This is a genomic window from Shouchella patagoniensis, assembly GCF_002019705.1.
GTDB classification, from domain to species: domain Bacteria; phylum Bacillota; class Bacilli; order Bacillales; family Bacillaceae_D; genus Shouchella; species Shouchella patagoniensis.
The window spans coordinates 4,301,455-4,315,497 of sequence record NZ_KV917377.1 but is presented as its reverse complement, the minus strand read 5'-3'; the positions used below and the strand labels follow the sequence as shown (position 1 = coordinate 4,315,497).

The 14,043-nt window shown below is 39.3% G+C and carries 17 protein-coding genes; 4 read left to right on the top strand and 13 right to left on the bottom strand.

What is annotated here, in order from left to right:
- Positions 1-279: 279 nt before the first annotated feature.
- The 5 genes from BK584_RS22410 to BK584_RS22390 form a co-directional block, all read right to left on the bottom strand.
- A complete protein-coding gene (locus tag BK584_RS22410; RefSeq protein WP_078394717.1) occupies positions 280-576 on the bottom strand; it encodes a hypothetical protein in 297 nt (98 codons plus the stop codon).
- Between the two features lie 494 nt (positions 577-1,070).
- Positions 1,071-2,126: a tetraprenyl-beta-curcumene synthase family protein gene (locus BK584_RS22405; RefSeq protein ID WP_078394716.1), complete on the bottom strand. Its 1,056-nt coding sequence runs from the start codon at positions 2,124-2,126 to the stop codon at positions 1,071-1,073.
- Positions 2,127-2,379: 253 nt separating this feature from the next.
- On the bottom strand, positions 2,380-2,775 hold the full coding sequence (locus BK584_RS22400) for a hypothetical protein (protein WP_078394714.1): 396 nt from the start codon (positions 2,773-2,775) through the stop codon (positions 2,380-2,382).
- A 244-nt stretch (positions 2,776-3,019) separates the two neighbouring features.
- Positions 3,020-3,640 (bottom strand): FMN-binding negative transcriptional regulator, encoded by a 621-nt coding sequence (locus BK584_RS22395; RefSeq protein WP_078394712.1) that lies wholly within the window; start codon positions 3,638-3,640, stop codon positions 3,020-3,022.
- 150 nt (positions 3,641-3,790) lie between these two features.
- A complete protein-coding gene (locus BK584_RS22390) occupies positions 3,791-5,008 on the bottom strand; it encodes an alpha/beta hydrolase (RefSeq protein ID WP_078394710.1) in 1,218 nt (405 codons plus the stop codon).
- Positions 5,009-5,195: 187 nt separating this feature from the next.
- Between BK584_RS22390 and BK584_RS22385 the strand changes: the two genes are divergently transcribed.
- Entirely contained in the window at positions 5,196-5,825 is a 630-nt protein-coding gene (locus BK584_RS22385) for a copper homeostasis protein CutC (RefSeq protein WP_078394708.1), read from the top strand.
- Between the two features lie 255 nt (positions 5,826-6,080).
- On the opposite strand, the gene BK584_RS22380 is transcribed toward BK584_RS22385, so the two are convergent.
- From BK584_RS22380 to BK584_RS22360, 5 genes are all read right to left on the bottom strand, one after another.
- Positions 6,081-6,410: a hypothetical protein gene (locus BK584_RS22380; protein WP_078394706.1), complete on the bottom strand. Its 330-nt coding sequence runs from the start codon at positions 6,408-6,410 to the stop codon at positions 6,081-6,083.
- Between the two features lie 107 nt (positions 6,411-6,517).
- Complete coding sequence (locus tag BK584_RS22375; protein ID WP_078394704.1) at positions 6,518-6,853, bottom strand: hypothetical protein; 336 nt, start codon at positions 6,851-6,853, stop codon at positions 6,518-6,520.
- Positions 6,847-8,247 (bottom strand): DUF6792 domain-containing protein, encoded by a 1,401-nt coding sequence (locus BK584_RS22370; RefSeq protein WP_078394702.1) that lies wholly within the window; start codon positions 8,245-8,247, stop codon positions 6,847-6,849. The genes BK584_RS22375 and BK584_RS22370 overlap by 7 nt, the downstream gene beginning before the upstream one ends.
- 16 nt (positions 8,248-8,263) lie before the next feature.
- Positions 8,264-8,896 (bottom strand): YvcA-related protein, encoded by a 633-nt coding sequence (locus BK584_RS22365; RefSeq protein ID WP_078394700.1) that lies wholly within the window; start codon positions 8,894-8,896, stop codon positions 8,264-8,266.
- 188 nt (positions 8,897-9,084) lie between these two features.
- Entirely contained in the window at positions 9,085-9,357 is a 273-nt protein-coding gene (locus BK584_RS22360) for an IS3 family transposase (protein WP_078394698.1), read from the bottom strand.
- Between the two features lie 392 nt (positions 9,358-9,749).
- On the opposite strand from BK584_RS22360, the gene BK584_RS22355 reads away from it, so the two are divergent.
- Complete coding sequence (locus BK584_RS22355; protein ID WP_078394697.1) at positions 9,750-10,406, top strand: class I SAM-dependent methyltransferase; 657 nt, start codon at positions 9,750-9,752, stop codon at positions 10,404-10,406.
- An 85-nt stretch (positions 10,407-10,491) separates the two neighbouring features.
- Here BK584_RS22355 and BK584_RS22350 read toward each other — a convergent pair whose 3' ends face one another.
- Positions 10,492-10,788: a hypothetical protein gene (locus BK584_RS22350; RefSeq protein WP_078394695.1), complete on the bottom strand. Its 297-nt coding sequence runs from the start codon at positions 10,786-10,788 to the stop codon at positions 10,492-10,494.
- A 101-nt stretch (positions 10,789-10,889) separates the two neighbouring features.
- The gene (locus tag BK584_RS22345; RefSeq protein WP_078394693.1) at positions 10,890-11,474 is read right to left on the bottom strand and encodes a peptidoglycan-binding domain-containing protein; all 585 of its coding nucleotides are present in this window, start codon (positions 11,472-11,474) and stop codon (positions 10,890-10,892) included.
- Between the two features lie 352 nt (positions 11,475-11,826).
- Here BK584_RS22345 and BK584_RS22340 point away from each other — a divergent pair, with 352 nt between their 5' ends.
- Complete coding sequence (locus BK584_RS22340; RefSeq protein ID WP_245808948.1) at positions 11,827-12,051, top strand: carbonic anhydrase family protein; 225 nt, start codon at positions 11,827-11,829, stop codon at positions 12,049-12,051.
- A 27-nt stretch (positions 12,052-12,078) separates the two neighbouring features.
- On the opposite strand, the gene BK584_RS22335 is transcribed toward BK584_RS22340, so the two are convergent.
- Positions 12,079-13,230 carry a YhgE/Pip domain-containing protein gene (locus BK584_RS22335; protein WP_078395805.1) on the bottom strand — a complete coding sequence of 384 codons (1,152 nt, stop codon included), beginning with the start codon at positions 13,228-13,230 and terminating at the stop codon, positions 12,079-12,081.
- Between the two features lie 170 nt (positions 13,231-13,400).
- On the opposite strand from BK584_RS22335, the gene BK584_RS22330 reads away from it, so the two are divergent.
- Positions 13,401-14,006, top strand: coding sequence for a TetR/AcrR family transcriptional regulator (locus BK584_RS22330; RefSeq protein WP_245808947.1), 606 nt, complete (start codon positions 13,401-13,403; stop codon positions 14,004-14,006).
- Positions 14,007-14,043 lie beyond the last annotated feature (37 nt).

The following is a 14,043-nucleotide window of genomic DNA, read 5'->3' as shown; positions in this document are numbered from 1 at the left end:
TCATCACATACATGTCCTATTCCCGGACTTATTTAATGAACCGTTCTATAAACGCATTGTCAAACCACTAGGGTTTCTCAAGAATGGATCGATCTTAAAATCGTTTAAAAAACATCTTTTTGACGCTTATCAAGCAATATGTAAATGCACGTGTTGACCATTTTAAGGTAGATCGAGAAGCCACTCGAATCGAGTTAATGATTTATATTAAATAGACGAAGAAGAACAGCCCAGAACGTCACGCGTCCTGGGCCATAAAAGTGTTTCCTATATTTATATTTAAACCTCTACTGCTACAATATCGTCACAGCAGATCGTGGAAATTTTCACTTTACGCTCATCGTCACATTTACATTTCTCGTGACGATGACAGTCAGCTTTTGCAAGATAAACTAAATTGCCGCGGACATCGATAAATTCACCAGAAACATGACCGCCACCTTTAAGGAATACCTTTACTTCTTCCCCGCGGGAGATGTTCTTAAAGAATGAATCACAATCACATTCTTTTTTACTGCCATTCTTATAAGAATTTGAATAGTATGAATCTACTTTATAATCGTTGTTATATCCCATTTACTTGTTCCTCCTTCCGTCAATCTATTAATACTATATGTAGGAGATCAAGAGTTGTACGGGCTATACACGCAGACAAATTGACTCATTTTAAACTAACTTTGTAGCATGGCCATTTCTTATGAAATAAATGAAATAACCGTTGATTCGTAGTCGGCGGTAACGATTTAACAGTTTTACCTTGACCTCATATCCATTTTTTTCTACTTGTACATGAATTTGTGAATTTATCGATGAGCTCTCCGGAAAAAACCTTTTCGTCCCTTTAGTGAATGCTTCAGTTTTGCAATGTGTAACATATAAGAAGCGTATGCTGTATTGAAGCGACTGACTAAAGCATCCAATAATGGTAGATACACTACTCCAGCAGTTTAGTTATAAAATGATTGCTCGGTTCACATTAATGACTCTAGTTATTAATGTGAACGATTTTATAACCTCAACTCCATGGAATTGAGGTTATCTTGGATTCATTTTGTTTATCCTTAGCTGTTCTATGACGTCTGACGATATACCCAACTATTAAGGTAGAAGAAAGCAGTGGGCAGACCACCAAAACGAATAAATTGTTTTGCTGTTTTTTTCAATCCTTTGTCTTCTTGGACTTTTTTATCTGCTAAGTAAATCGCAATTAAACCTTTGTTGATAAGTTGATGGAATCTCCAATCGGGCAAAGAGCGAATGCTCTTTTCAGCTTTTTCTCTCATGTATCTAAATCTCTGTATCATCTGCTCTTCGCTTTTATAATAGAAGATAAAATTCAAGTCACCCTCTAATCGATCTTCTTCTTGATCAATAAAGTAATCAAGCATAATATGAAGGCCTTGAGTCCAAGGAAAATATCCATCTTTCAATACGTTTACCTCTTCAACAGTCATCCGATCTTTTGAGGCGTAGGCGGCGAGACAGAAGATACCTAACGTAGAGCCTGCACAAGCAGAAAACTCATACCAGGTCATCGGAGGAAGTTCTTGTTCATGCTTGGCAAACCATTTTTTAAGTAAGTCAACACGCTTGCTTTTTTCAACATGCTTGTACACTTGTAAGTCACAATAATAACGTGCTAATTGATGCATAGCATTCTGAACATCTTGAAATCCAGGCAAATCTTGAAGCACGTCTTGGCATGCAAGCACGAGAGAAACCAAATACCCATCATCATCTTGATCTTCCCGAAATTGATAATAATTGTTCGGCACCTCGCCCGGGGTTAAAGCATGGTACATAGAACGGTGGAGCATTCGAAAATCATCTTCATCCAAAGATGTGCTCCTGTCACAGAGATTATCTAAGTAATCACTAATCGTCTGATAAGCCACAATAAAGCGAATGATCTTTTTGCGCCCTTCTTGAGCGAGTAGCCCGTAAACAGCACCCCCCTCACAATGGAAGGACTTTTCTTTTATACTGGCTAAAGCTTGTGTCCGCAATTCCTCATTCGGTATTTCGTTCGCCTTCTTCTTCCACTCGCTTAAATAGTATTGAACATCGGGTATTGCTTCCCGATTTATTTTATACAACAAAGTCCATGGCTTGGTTGGTACCTTCAAAACATCACCCTCCTGGTAAATGGAACTATGTCTATTATGGCTTTGTTCTCTCAATCCAATACTTAGGCATTGCTCGTACTGAATGAAGAGAAGCTCTGGGCAGTAATAAGGAAAAACTCCATAAAAAAATGTGGAACAAAAAGTGATGCATGAACCTAGTCATTTGTTGAAAAAACAACTGGTTAAACAGTTTAAAACACATACAAAAAAAGAAGCAAAATCAATTGATTTTGCTTCTTTTTCCTTATTTATTTTAACTGTCACTATCGATCACTTCATTAAAAATTAATCCGTCTCCCTCTTCATTCATCGATACAATTTTTAACCGATTTTCATCTTTAATAAAAATGGATTTGTATTGAGGACGTTCACCTTCTAAGTAGTGAATGACACGGCTGCCTCCTTGGTCATTCACTAACTGGTAATCAGAAAAGGATTGATCTAGTTCACTTTCCACCAGTTCAACTTCTTCCCAACTGGTTTCTTGAGCTTCTCCAGTATCCGTCTTTTCTTGAGTCCCGCTTGCTTGAGATTCTTCCGCCTGAATGTTTTCTTCTTCTTGATTGTTTGATTGCTGGTCTCCATTACTACACGCGATTAAACCGAAAGAAGTAATTGTAACCAACCCAAACATAACAAATGCTCTCATGATGCTTATACCCTCCATACTAAAATGCTTTTCGCTCAATTTCCTACAAGTAAGGAGTACCCTTTTATACTAAAATGAAACAGGTTCCTTGTAGCGAGACAAAGCCTTTCTACCATATCAACTTTTTCGCTAGAACTAAATAGCTGACAACGATTTTACCATCAGGTTCTTCTCGTCCACTAAACTTTAACCTCAAAGCAAATAAGAAGCGTTACCTCTGCGACCGCTTCTACTTGCATTCCTACTAACGCCCAACTTGTCTCGTTCCCTCTGCTTTCATTAAAACCGCAATTTGTTGCTCATTTTGGTTACCTGATTGTTCTAGCTGGCCGATCACTCGTTTTTTTCGTTCGTCGGAGTGATTCTGACTTAACTTCGCCTTGCCTTCCATTCTGCTTATTTGAATTCTGAAGCCAACAACGCCTTTTGCCATTCCATCCAGAAACCCAGAGTCAACCTCGTCAAATTGATATGCACTCGTTGGCTGCTCATATTTCAATACGAGGTCTCGTAACGAAGTCTTCAACTCATCGTTTCTTACAAATTCTACTTGCCCATATACATGAACGGCGACATAATTCCACGTCGGCACTGCGCGATCTGTTTCATACCAAGAAGGTGAGATATAGCAATGAGGTCCTTGAAACACCACAAGTACTTCTTGATTACGAATATCTTGCCACTGCTCATTCGCTCGTGCGAAATGACCGTACAAATAGCCACTTTCTTTATCCAAGAGTAAAGGTAAATGAGTTGCATTCGGGTAACCCTGATGCTGAGCCATAAGCGTTGCAAACCCATTTGCTTCAATGATGTCATACATCATTTCTTTGTCATCCATTTTGAAATGCTTCGGAATGTACATGCTTACCTCCTTGGCGCGACTACTTTTTTATCATGACAGCACATGTGCTGCCCATGCAAACAAATATGGTAGGCTCTTCTTTCATCTATTAAACCAGAGGTGCGTCATTTATTCCACTAGATGATCCTTATCTGTTTCCTTTTCTTCGGTCTAGCCTGGACTAAGCCCAAGATTCTCTAGATAGTTAACTACGACAGATTTTGAAGCTACGTTCCCTAAACTTCCTGGATAGGAATCAAAGCCATGGTGGCTATACGGGAAGGTCTTGCGCGTTAAATCGACACCTTGTTCCTGCGCTTCTTCTGCTGCCTCTGATACCCCTTTAACCGGAACGATATCATCTTTCTCCGCCTCCAAGATGAGCGTTGGAGGTGCTGAAGGAGATGCATATTCACTTGAATCAATTGCAGCGATTCGGTCTGGGTGCTCATTAGGCGTGCCCCCGATATAAGCTTCCGTAAATTCCTGTGGATTTAACCCTTGCATTTCGTTCCCATTTTCATACGTATAACTTGGATTAATGACTGGATAACTAGCGACGACCGCTTGTGGTTCTGGTGCCGTTCCATAAATTGCACACTCTGATGGTTCTTCGTCAAGTGCTGCAGACCAAGCAAGATTGACCGCAAGATTCCCACCGGATGATTCACCAATTACCACCAATTGTTCCTCGTCGCCACCCCACTCGGAGGCATTTTTCTTAGTCCAAGCGAGCCCACATGCAACATCTTCTGGCGCTTTGTTCCATGTCGCGTTTTCCTCTGTAGCCAATTCGTATTCAACGCTTACAACTACCCATCCTCGCTCGGCATACCACCGGGCATTAGAACCCCAATTGGCGGGTTCCCCAGAAATCCAGCCACCACCATGAATATACATCATAACCGGAGCATCCTCTTCTGTCCTTGTAGCTGGTTCATATACCAACGCCTCAAGCTCTTGTCCATCAGCACCTTGATACATCTCTGTCCGATCTGGCTCAATTGGTTTCGTACTCGTTGGCACGAAAGTAGTGAATGGATTCTCTAACCCATCATCACCTTCTATCGTCTTTCCTATCGACCCCGTAATCCAAGTGGAAGATATCAAAGCTATAAACGAAAGACCAATTGCTGTATATGCTAAAGGACGTTTAATCTTTTTAACACATACAAGCGTAAGCACAACCGCGACACAACTAAAAAGCACGAGGTGGGGACCAATAATACTCCAAGACTTTGTCCCAAGCTGTACAAAATCACTGCCTGTCCCTATCAATAACGGACTACCTGCGAATGCAAGCACAATCATACTAATAAATAGTCCAGACAAAAAGGCTATCCATTTCAAACTCATTTTCAGTCGAAAAAATCCATCCTTACGTCTCATTCATTGTCTCCCTTTTAAACATTATTCTACGTGTTCGATTCATGTTATTTTCCCTCTGCTTTGCTTCGGCAAACCTCTTGTAAAGACGGTACCAGCTAATTCCCCACATTCGCATCAAACTTTTTGTTAAACTAAAGAGCAAAGAGCATCGCATGTTTCCACTACTTTTTACATAAGGAGAACGACCATGAACCCGTTTTTGCGAGAAATCTGTTTAGAGAATACAACCTATTTACAAAAAGCAATAGAAGCTGGCGCAGATCGCATTGAACTCTGTGACAATTTAGCCGTTGGCGGTACGACGGTCAGTTATGGCGTCGCTCGCCTCGCCGCAAAAAAATGTCGTGACGTATCCGTTCAGCTGATGGGCATTGTTCGTCCACGCGGAGGCAACTTTATTTATACAAAAGAAGAACAAGCCATCATGAAAAGCGACATTCACATTTTAAAAGAATTAGGCTTTGATGGGGTTGTACTTGGTTGTTTAACTGAAAAGGGAGTTGTCGACGATGAAGCGATGGAGCGCCTGCTTCATGTCGCTGATGGACTCGAAACCACATTTCATATGGCCTTTGATGTAGTAGAGGATCCGTATCAAACGTTGGACACCCTCACTCGACTTGGCTTTAAGCGCGTCTTAATGCACGGCCCCCATCAAAACATTGTTGAGAATATCGAATTTATTCGTCGGTGTATCGACTATAGCGCAGGAAGAATTATCATTATGCCTGGAGGAGGAATTACATCAAGCAATGTAGACTTCATTCATACAGCTACTGGAGCGACTGAATTACACGGTACGCGGATTCTTTGGTGAAATAGAAAGAAGACACCGAGATCCAATGTAAACCTTTCGTTGTATGTAGTGGTAAGGATTTCGTAAATAAACGGGCATCAGCACATTTAAGTAAATCGATTAAAAATGCCCGGTCTGTCATGATTACAGACGCCGGACATGAACTAAATAAAGAAACCCAAACGATCTATCCATCGTTTTAAATCGTTTTTGGAGCAATGTGTAACCAACATTTATCCATCTTTCAAGATGGCATCAGCTGGTTTCCCAATATATTTAAACCTTTGGCACTTCCGTATACGTAATTGTATACGGCTGTGTCTTCATCTCATTCGTTTGCTCTTCAAATTTTCTATGAAACTGAATAAACTCATCCGTAACAAGTTGGAGCCGTTCCTGCCCTTCCAACGTATTCGACTCAACTTCTTCAACGGTTGCCATAATGATTTCCCCTTCACTCGAATCAAGCACCGCAGTCAGTTTTTGTTTTAACTCTCCAAGCCCGTCCATCATTTTTTGGATATGTCCGACAACCTGATTACGCTTTATGTCATAACACACTTCCCCTTGTAGTTTGTGTGTATTTTTATAACCAAATGATTCCATCTATACCCCTCCATATATTCGTTCAAATCCCATCACATTGCATGTCAAAAAAGCAAATAACCTTTGGCACATACGGTCATACGCTTTTTCAATTTGCAACGGGTCCGTTAGCCAGATAAGTGCTTAAACATGCCCGCTACATTATGTTCCACATCAAAAACCTCTTCCACTGCTTTACGCATTTCTTCAGCCGTTGTTTCGATTTTTTCGCGGTTTTGCCTCACAGCCAAGGCCATTCCTTCCATCGGTGCACCTACAAGCGGTTTAAACGACTCATGAAATTTCAAGTTCGTGATCAACCCACTATAGGACGTAGGCAACCAACTTTGATACGATTTGTAATTGTTCTCAATGGATGCAATTTGCGAACCTAGTTGCTGTTTTTTGCCTTCATAATATTCCGTATACTCTTGCTCCACTATGCCCAAATACTTTTCTAACATCGCATCTTGCTCATCCAGCACCTTGTTATCGCTGCGTAGGCATCGAGGGTTTTTGAAAGATTTAGTTTGATTTGTCCTTGTCCACCCGGTCCTCCACCAAGTTCAAGATACATTTCCCCACCTTGATATGACTTTCCTACGGCTAATTCGTTCATTAACGCCTCTAGGCTATGATGGTCATAGGCAGCTTCACCAACAACTGCAAACAACTCGTCGATCTTTTCCATCCGCTGCTTAGTACTAAAATTATAAGTCATAAAAGAATGAACAAAATCCTCCCACATCCGTTGAGGATGAAAGCCCTCTCCCTCATACATACTTTCATAAATTGGCTCGACATCATCAACTAACCGTATTAACTCAGTACGCAAATCCTCTGCATCTTCTTCAGACAAGTAGCCTGCATCCCTTAGCCCTTTAACAAGCCCTCCCATAGAATCCCTAACGGAATCAAAATCGATCGGATCAGCTTCAGGGTTGTTCACGTAAAACTGATACGCCTCATCTAAGGCGGATTGTAGCAATCCATCAACACCATCTTCTGCATAAACCTCCCCATAAGGCGCAAGAAAATGACTTATCAATTGCAAATCTTCCTTCGATATTGCGTCCATTGCTCCGACAAACCCATCATTCACATGATCCGTTTGGTGCTCTTGAACGTTTCCAACAACAAACATACCTGGCATAGCATCCAATGCATAAAGAAAATCGCTTGTAGAACGCGTCTGATGAATGTTCGTTCCTTTGTCTTCATAATAGTCTTTGGCAAAGGCTTCGAGCTCTTCTGGGGGGATGGAGCGGATGGAGTCTAAATCAGATACATTAAACTTCCTTCTAACCTCAAAACGGAAATCTTCATCATATATAATTTGCTGAATGGTATTTGATTGCGCTCCATTGAATGTATTAACTTCTGAGAAATATTCATCCCTTAATTGGATTGTTGCAACTGTATTATGCCCTTTTGAATGCGCTAAGGAATAGATGGGCACATTATCGGCAGTTTTATTTTTTTCATTAACTATATCAATGAATGTAGTAGAGTCTCGAGCATATTGTGCGCCCCCAGTCCCTACTCCAATCCCAAAGACATTATCTATCCAATCATTATTTGTTTCACTTCCTCTAGAGATAAATACTATTTCCTTTATTTCACCTTCATCTCCCTCACTGTCTAGAATGATAGCAGTCCCTTTAGCATCCGATGTGAATTGTTGACTATAGGTATCCATACGTTCAATTTCAATATTAACTTCAAGTGGTTTTCCGGTTTCTTCTAAATAAATTCTTTGAATACTATGAACAACTTCCTTTTCTGTCATATCATCAAATTTATACTCAAGATTTGTAATCCTCATCTGAACCATCTTATTCTCTAATATTTGACTCATTTCAATTCTCCTTTAGTTATTTTAAACGAATTGAATTCATGATTTTTTCTGCTAATTTAGACTCTTCTTCGAGGTCAATTACACATTCTTCTTCCCCTTGACAAAAGGCACCAAATACAAATGAAATTGCTTGATCCTTTTCTTTAGAAAAAAGATAGCCAAAATATTTTATTACCGGACCGTAGTCATCAACATATTCTAAACTTCCATAATGAGCCTCTAGATCATTTATTTCTGTATAACTAAAATCACCGTCAAATCCCATTTCTCTTTTAAATACATTTAGATAATTGTGTTCTGTGCCTTCAGGATATTGACCCATGTACATCACTTGCACATCATGCTGTTTTTTTTCTAAATCATTGTTCATTGTATAGATAAGCGTTTCCCCTTTTTGATTTTCAATAGCATGTAGCAAATCCGAAATAAGTGCATCCTTCGGGATCAACATTTCAAATCCGCCTAACTCCCCACGCATCCGGTAAAACCCTTCCTCTTCTTCTTCCGTTGAAACGAGGAACTCGCGTGTAAATTCATCCTCTGCCGCCTGGCCTAAATCTTGTTCTAACGGTTCTTCGTTATTTCCATTTTGATCGTTAGGTGTTTCTTCTCCATTTGGTTGTTGCGGATTTTCTCCTTCATTTGTCATCGTGCATCCCCCTATAAATACAGCACTACATAATATACTTATTGTTAGGCATTTTTTCACTTGTTGACTCCCTTTCTCCCACTGACAAGGGCATTCTTCAACACCTCTATTATTTTCTGACCATTTACACATTCCTTATTTATAGGATACAAAACCCTATTTTTTCCTGCAAGGAATTAAACAATGTCCTACACCTCTCTATACGATTTCCTATGGTATGATTTTACAGATTCAATTAAGTTATCTACCAACTTTCCCACTCCAGTATCTTCTAAATGGACCGTCAACACTTTTTTAGACATTTTTTTGTGGGCAGTTTGTTTGAATTCAATTGGGCTTTGATACTGTAAGGTTCCATGCAGACGAAAATGATTATACCAATGAAGATAGTCAGCTAGTTCGCGGTCCAAGTCATTTCTTTTCTCCATATGAGGGTTGCAGTTCTTCTTCCATCGCTCCATCGCATCCTCCAGTTATAAAAGCGATACCTACCAAACTGATCGTTAGCCATCGTTTCACTCGTTTTCTCCCTTCTGTCTACGCTCCATCTTTATAATAGGAATGATCAGAACACTTACATATTCCCTCCCTTCTTAACTAGAAACTTTTAGGAGACAATTTTTGAACGAATTCTTTACATGTCGTTTTTAATGGCGCCTCCCCCTGCCTTTACTGACACTTTTTTTAAGATGAATGAACAGAAATCAATACACGCGTGCCCATATGGAAGTGGCAAGTGTATCAATCGTTCGTTTTTGAGACTTGTTTCTCAACCGGAAAAAACTTTATAGGCATATTTTCTTTTTTCCTGTCGTACTGTATAAAAAACATTTATACAAAAAGGTGTGACGTCGTGGGGAAATTAGAGGATTACTTCGAATCAAATAACGGTCGCTTGATTCACAAGTGGATGCATTATTTTGATATTTACGAGCGTCATTTCGAGAGGTTTGTTGGGCAAGAAGTCAATATCTTAGAAATTGGCGTTTCCCACGGTGGGTCACTTCAAATGTGGAAGGATTATTTTGGGGAGAAAGCCAATATCGTTGGAATCGATATTGATCCTCGTTGTAAATCGTTTGAAGAAGAACAAGTGAATATCATCATTGGTGATCAAGGTGATAGAGAGTTTTGGGGAGAAATCAAATCGTCTTTGCCTACATTTGATATCATCATTGACGATGGTGGACACCATATGCATCAGCTAAAGATTTCCTATGAGGAAATGTTTCCTGCTCTTTCTCCTAATGGAGTTTATCTTTTAGAGGACTTGCACACAAGCTACGAGTGGGAATATGGCGGGGGTTACAACGAGCCAAATAGTTTTATTGAGTATTCAAAGAAGTTAATTGACAATTTACATGCTTGGTATTCTAGAGATCCTCAATTAGAAGTAAACCCGTTTACGACATCCACTTGGTCGATGAGTTATTATGATAGTGTTTTAGTCATTGAAAAAAGACCAAAGACACAACCACATCATAGAATGACAGGAACACCTTCTTGGTAAACATAAAAAAGGGTCAGCTCTAGAGTAGAAACCGATTGACCAGCCCTAAGTTGAATAGCCCTTACGGAGTTTTATACTCTAAGGGCTATTTGCTTTGTACCCTCCATCCGTTTGATTCCAGCTTTTTAATATACTCATCGACTTGGATTTCTTCTACCTCAATTGCGAGTGGACTCAAGGAAACAAGGCATTCATTCGTCGTGTAATTAATGGTCACTTTTACTACCTCGTATCCATTATGAAACCTTGAATCAAATCCAGGATCATCAATGACATCTCCTGCCACAGGTCGAAAATCAGATTCAATCGTTTTTGTTAACACTTCCGACATTGTGGTATTTCGGTTCACTGATGAAACAAATAAGATGAATGTGATCTCCATGAAATCTACTCCCGTCTGAATATTGAATGAAAGACCTTCATAGCTCTACTTATAATCTTTTAAAAAAGAATTCCAGTGACATTTCGTTCATATCCTTCTATTTATCTTGGTTCAGCTTCTCTAACCGTTCCATCGCTAAATACATCATAAAAACCGACAGTACCGGTTCCTCCACCGTCAATTAAATCTTGACTTGACGCTCGAATCGAATAAAAGGTATTTCCATCCGAATCTTCATGAAGAATACCGTTACTGGAGAAAATGAGGTCATCGTTATTTAATTCTTCTTCCGCAAAAGTAATTGCGTCTTCAATAGTAAAACTTACCCGATCTTCCCCAATCAATTCCGTCCACGTGTGAACACCAACAACGCCATCCACTTCTAAATCATAATCTTGTTGGAACTGGCGAACTTGTTGCTCGGTTTCATGACCGAAAATACCATCTCTGACCGTTTCATACCCAAAGTGACTTAGTTTCACTTGAACAAGCTCTACCTCTACACGCACACTGCCATGTTGCAAAGTGGGCTGATGTTCAAGCGCAACGGCTAAAATCGGTTCAAGTTCCGGGGGAATTTCTGATGACTGAACCATTTCCTCAGCTGAGACTTCTGTTGCTTGAAGGTGAATGGGAGCAGTCGTTAACGCAATTGCTGGAACGATCATTAACCACTTCTTCTTCATGCACAATCTCCTCCCTAACTAATTGGCTCCCTATTCAGATACCACCCACCTAACATTTAAAACGTCTTTTAGCGAATCGATTGATTTTTACATTTATTCGCCAATTGTATATTCTTTATCATTGAACATAGATTACTAAATTGATCCTCAATATCTTCCCTACGGTTAAGAAAATAGTTTCCTTTCCATATTGGGAAAATGATCCATCTTATAGATTACTAGATTTTTTTTAAGGGATAATTGAAACGTACTTATAAAAGGAGGCGTTTCCCATTAAAAAATTATTCTCCATCATGACGCTCGCTACTTTTGCAGTTGCGACCTTCTTCCCTACCGGCGCTCAAGCAAGCTCGTGATCCTAGATCCAAGCGAACTGCTCCCTGCAGACCTTTCTTCATTTCAATATGATGGCTCACTTACAACTCCACCATGTGATGAAGGTGTTAAATGGACCGTAATTGATAACCCGATTGAGCTGTCACGTGAACAGATCGACCGTTTCCAATCGATTTATCCACAAAACTATCGTCCTGTCCAAGACCTAGGTAACCGGGATGTTGGCTATCATTATCATTAATTTCTATAATAAATAGCCCTACAAGGGCTATTTTTTAGTGTTTTTTCCTTTTAAAGCCGTTAACATAATAACCACTAAACTAACAAAAGCAATCCAAACGAGAACGGAAACCATTTCCCACGATAAACTGTTTCCAAAATAAAAGAGATCTCTTAATCCCTCAACCATAAATCGCATTGGCAACCATGGGTAAATCCAGTTTGCATAAAAGGATGGCATCATTTCCGGGGCTAATGATAATAACGGCGCACCAAAAAATAATAACACTACAAATAACGGAACTCCTCTAATTCCTACTATTGATAAAACAGCTAAAATCATTAAGATGAAACTAAAAGCAGTAATTGTTAGGAATAGTGCAGTATCTAGATAACTGGGCATTGTTAAACCGATTACTGCATCTGTAACCCAAGGAAGAGCAAAGCCAATTACAATCGAAGCAATTGCCCCCATAAGAACCTTTGCTAACGCGAGCCTTGCATTCTCTTTTTGACTAAGAACTGTTTGTTTATTCGTCACAAAACATAAAATCGCCGCACTAGCTAAAACACTCATCCACAATGGTTGAAAAAAAGTGACAGGCGCGTTTCCATTTGCACTATTTTCTCCTACTTGATTTACCTTTGTTGTTTTGGCTTCAATAGGATTAACTAGACTTGTCACTTGTTTTACAGTAAGGTCGCCTCCTTCCGCTTGGAATTCTTCTAGAAGTTGAGAACGCACTGTATCGTTCACGTTTTCCACTACATCGTTTAAAACTTGATTTACCATTGTAGCGGCGGGATAATTTTTCCCCTCATTTATGATGATTTCAACGTGCGGACTTGTTGGTTCAGCCGTTCGTAAAGAAGCTTGTTTTTGACTAAATTCTTCCGGAATAATGAAAGCACCATAATACTCTTTTTCATCCAAACCATTTATCACCTCTTCCGTACTTTTTACTTCGATCCAGTCCACAACAGAATTCTCTTCTTCTACACTTAATAACAACTCAATCATTTTATTCCCCAAATAAAGTTCTCCTTGATTAGGAACCTTAACGCCTATGTCCTCATTTACAATCGCAATTGGAACATCTTCTGGTTGAGGATTCACACTAGGAATCAAGGTTAATGAGAGAATAAATAAAACAAGAACTGCAATAAGCGGAACAGAAAGAAACAATTTATTTTTACCCATCTGCATTTTATGTCCTCCTATGTTTATATATAATAAAAGGACAACGTGTCGTCTTTTTATTCTGGTTTTATCTTAGGTTTTAGGGACAACAACTTCAATAAGCAAAAAAACGAAAAGTGTTCGTTAACGAACACCTTCCGTAAAACTGTTGATATAGAAAGGAATAAATGATGAAAAAATCAACTGATTTACGTATCACTCGTACAAGAGAAGCAATCAGACGGGCGCTCGCCGAATTAATCGAGGAAAAAGGATTTGAATTAATTACCGTAAAGGATCTAACAACGAGAGCACAAATCAATCGAGGTACGTTTTATGCACATTATCAAGATAAGTATGATTTGATGGATAGATGCCAAGAAGAAATTATACATGGATTAGCAGAAGTTGCCTCTATAAACATCGCTCATGTCATGATTCATTTAGATAAGGACAGTCAAAAAATTATTCCTTATGTAACAAATGTTTTTCACTACTTGCATAAGCATAAACTGTTCTTAAAAGCATTGTTAGGACCTAATGGCGATTTATCGTTTCAATCAACGCTCAGAAGTGTCATGTACAACAAGATTTATGGAAGCAAAGATCCCATTTTAAACGAAAACCATTTCTTAGTACCGAGTGAATACTATATCGCTTATATCTCCTCTGCCCATATTGGCGTGATTCAACATTGGTTATTAGAAAATGAACAGAAAACACCAGAGGAAATGGCGAAAATTTTAACGACAATGACGATCAACGGACCAGTATTTGCGGCCGGTTTAAAAGACTAGATATCTAAAAACAACCACAGCTAAAAAGCTGTGGTTG

Bases quoted from the DNA above. Each gene is read 5' to 3' on its own strand.
- BK584_RS22410 (WP_078394717.1), bottom strand. From the start codon at position 576: ATGGGATATAACAACGATTATAAAGTAGATTCATACTATTCAAATTCT.
- BK584_RS22400 (WP_078394714.1), bottom strand. From the start codon at position 2,775: ATGAGAGCATTTGTTATGTTTGGGTTGGTTACAATTACTTCTTTCGGT.
- BK584_RS22395 (WP_078394712.1), bottom strand. From the start codon at position 3,640: ATGTACATTCCGAAGCATTTCAAAATGGATGACAAAGAAATGATGTAT.
- BK584_RS22390 (WP_078394710.1), bottom strand. From the start codon at position 5,008: ATGAGACGTAAGGATGGATTTTTTCGACTGAAAATGAGTTTGAAATGG.
- BK584_RS22385 (WP_078394708.1), top strand. From the start codon at position 5,196: ATGAACCCGTTTTTGCGAGAAATCTGTTTAGAGAATACAACCTATTTA.
- BK584_RS22380 (WP_078394706.1), bottom strand. From the start codon at position 6,410: ATGGAATCATTTGGTTATAAAAATACACACAAACTACAAGGGGAAGTG.
- BK584_RS22375 (WP_078394704.1), bottom strand. From the start codon at position 6,853: ATGTTAGAAAAGTATTTGGGCATAGTGGAGCAAGAGTATACGGAATAT.
- BK584_RS22370 (WP_078394702.1), bottom strand. From the start codon at position 8,247: ATGAGTCAAATATTAGAGAATAAGATGGTTCAGATGAGGATTACAAAT.
- BK584_RS22365 (WP_078394700.1), bottom strand. From the start codon at position 8,896: ATGACAAATGAAGGAGAAAATCCGCAACAACCAAATGGAGAAGAAACA.
- BK584_RS22360 (WP_078394698.1), bottom strand. From the start codon at position 9,357: ATGGAGCGATGGAAGAAGAACTGCAACCCTCATATGGAGAAAAGAAAT.
- BK584_RS22350 (WP_078394695.1), bottom strand. From the start codon at position 10,788: ATGGAGATCACATTCATCTTATTTGTTTCATCAGTGAACCGAAATACC.
- BK584_RS22345 (WP_078394693.1), bottom strand. From the start codon at position 11,474: ATGAAGAAGAAGTGGTTAATGATCGTTCCAGCAATTGCGTTAACGACT.
- BK584_RS22335 (WP_078395805.1), bottom strand. From the start codon at position 13,230: ATGGGTAAAAATAAATTGTTTCTTTCTGTTCCGCTTATTGCAGTTCTT.
- BK584_RS22330 (WP_245808947.1), top strand. From the start codon at position 13,401: ATGAAAAAATCAACTGATTTACGTATCACTCGTACAAGAGAAGCAATC.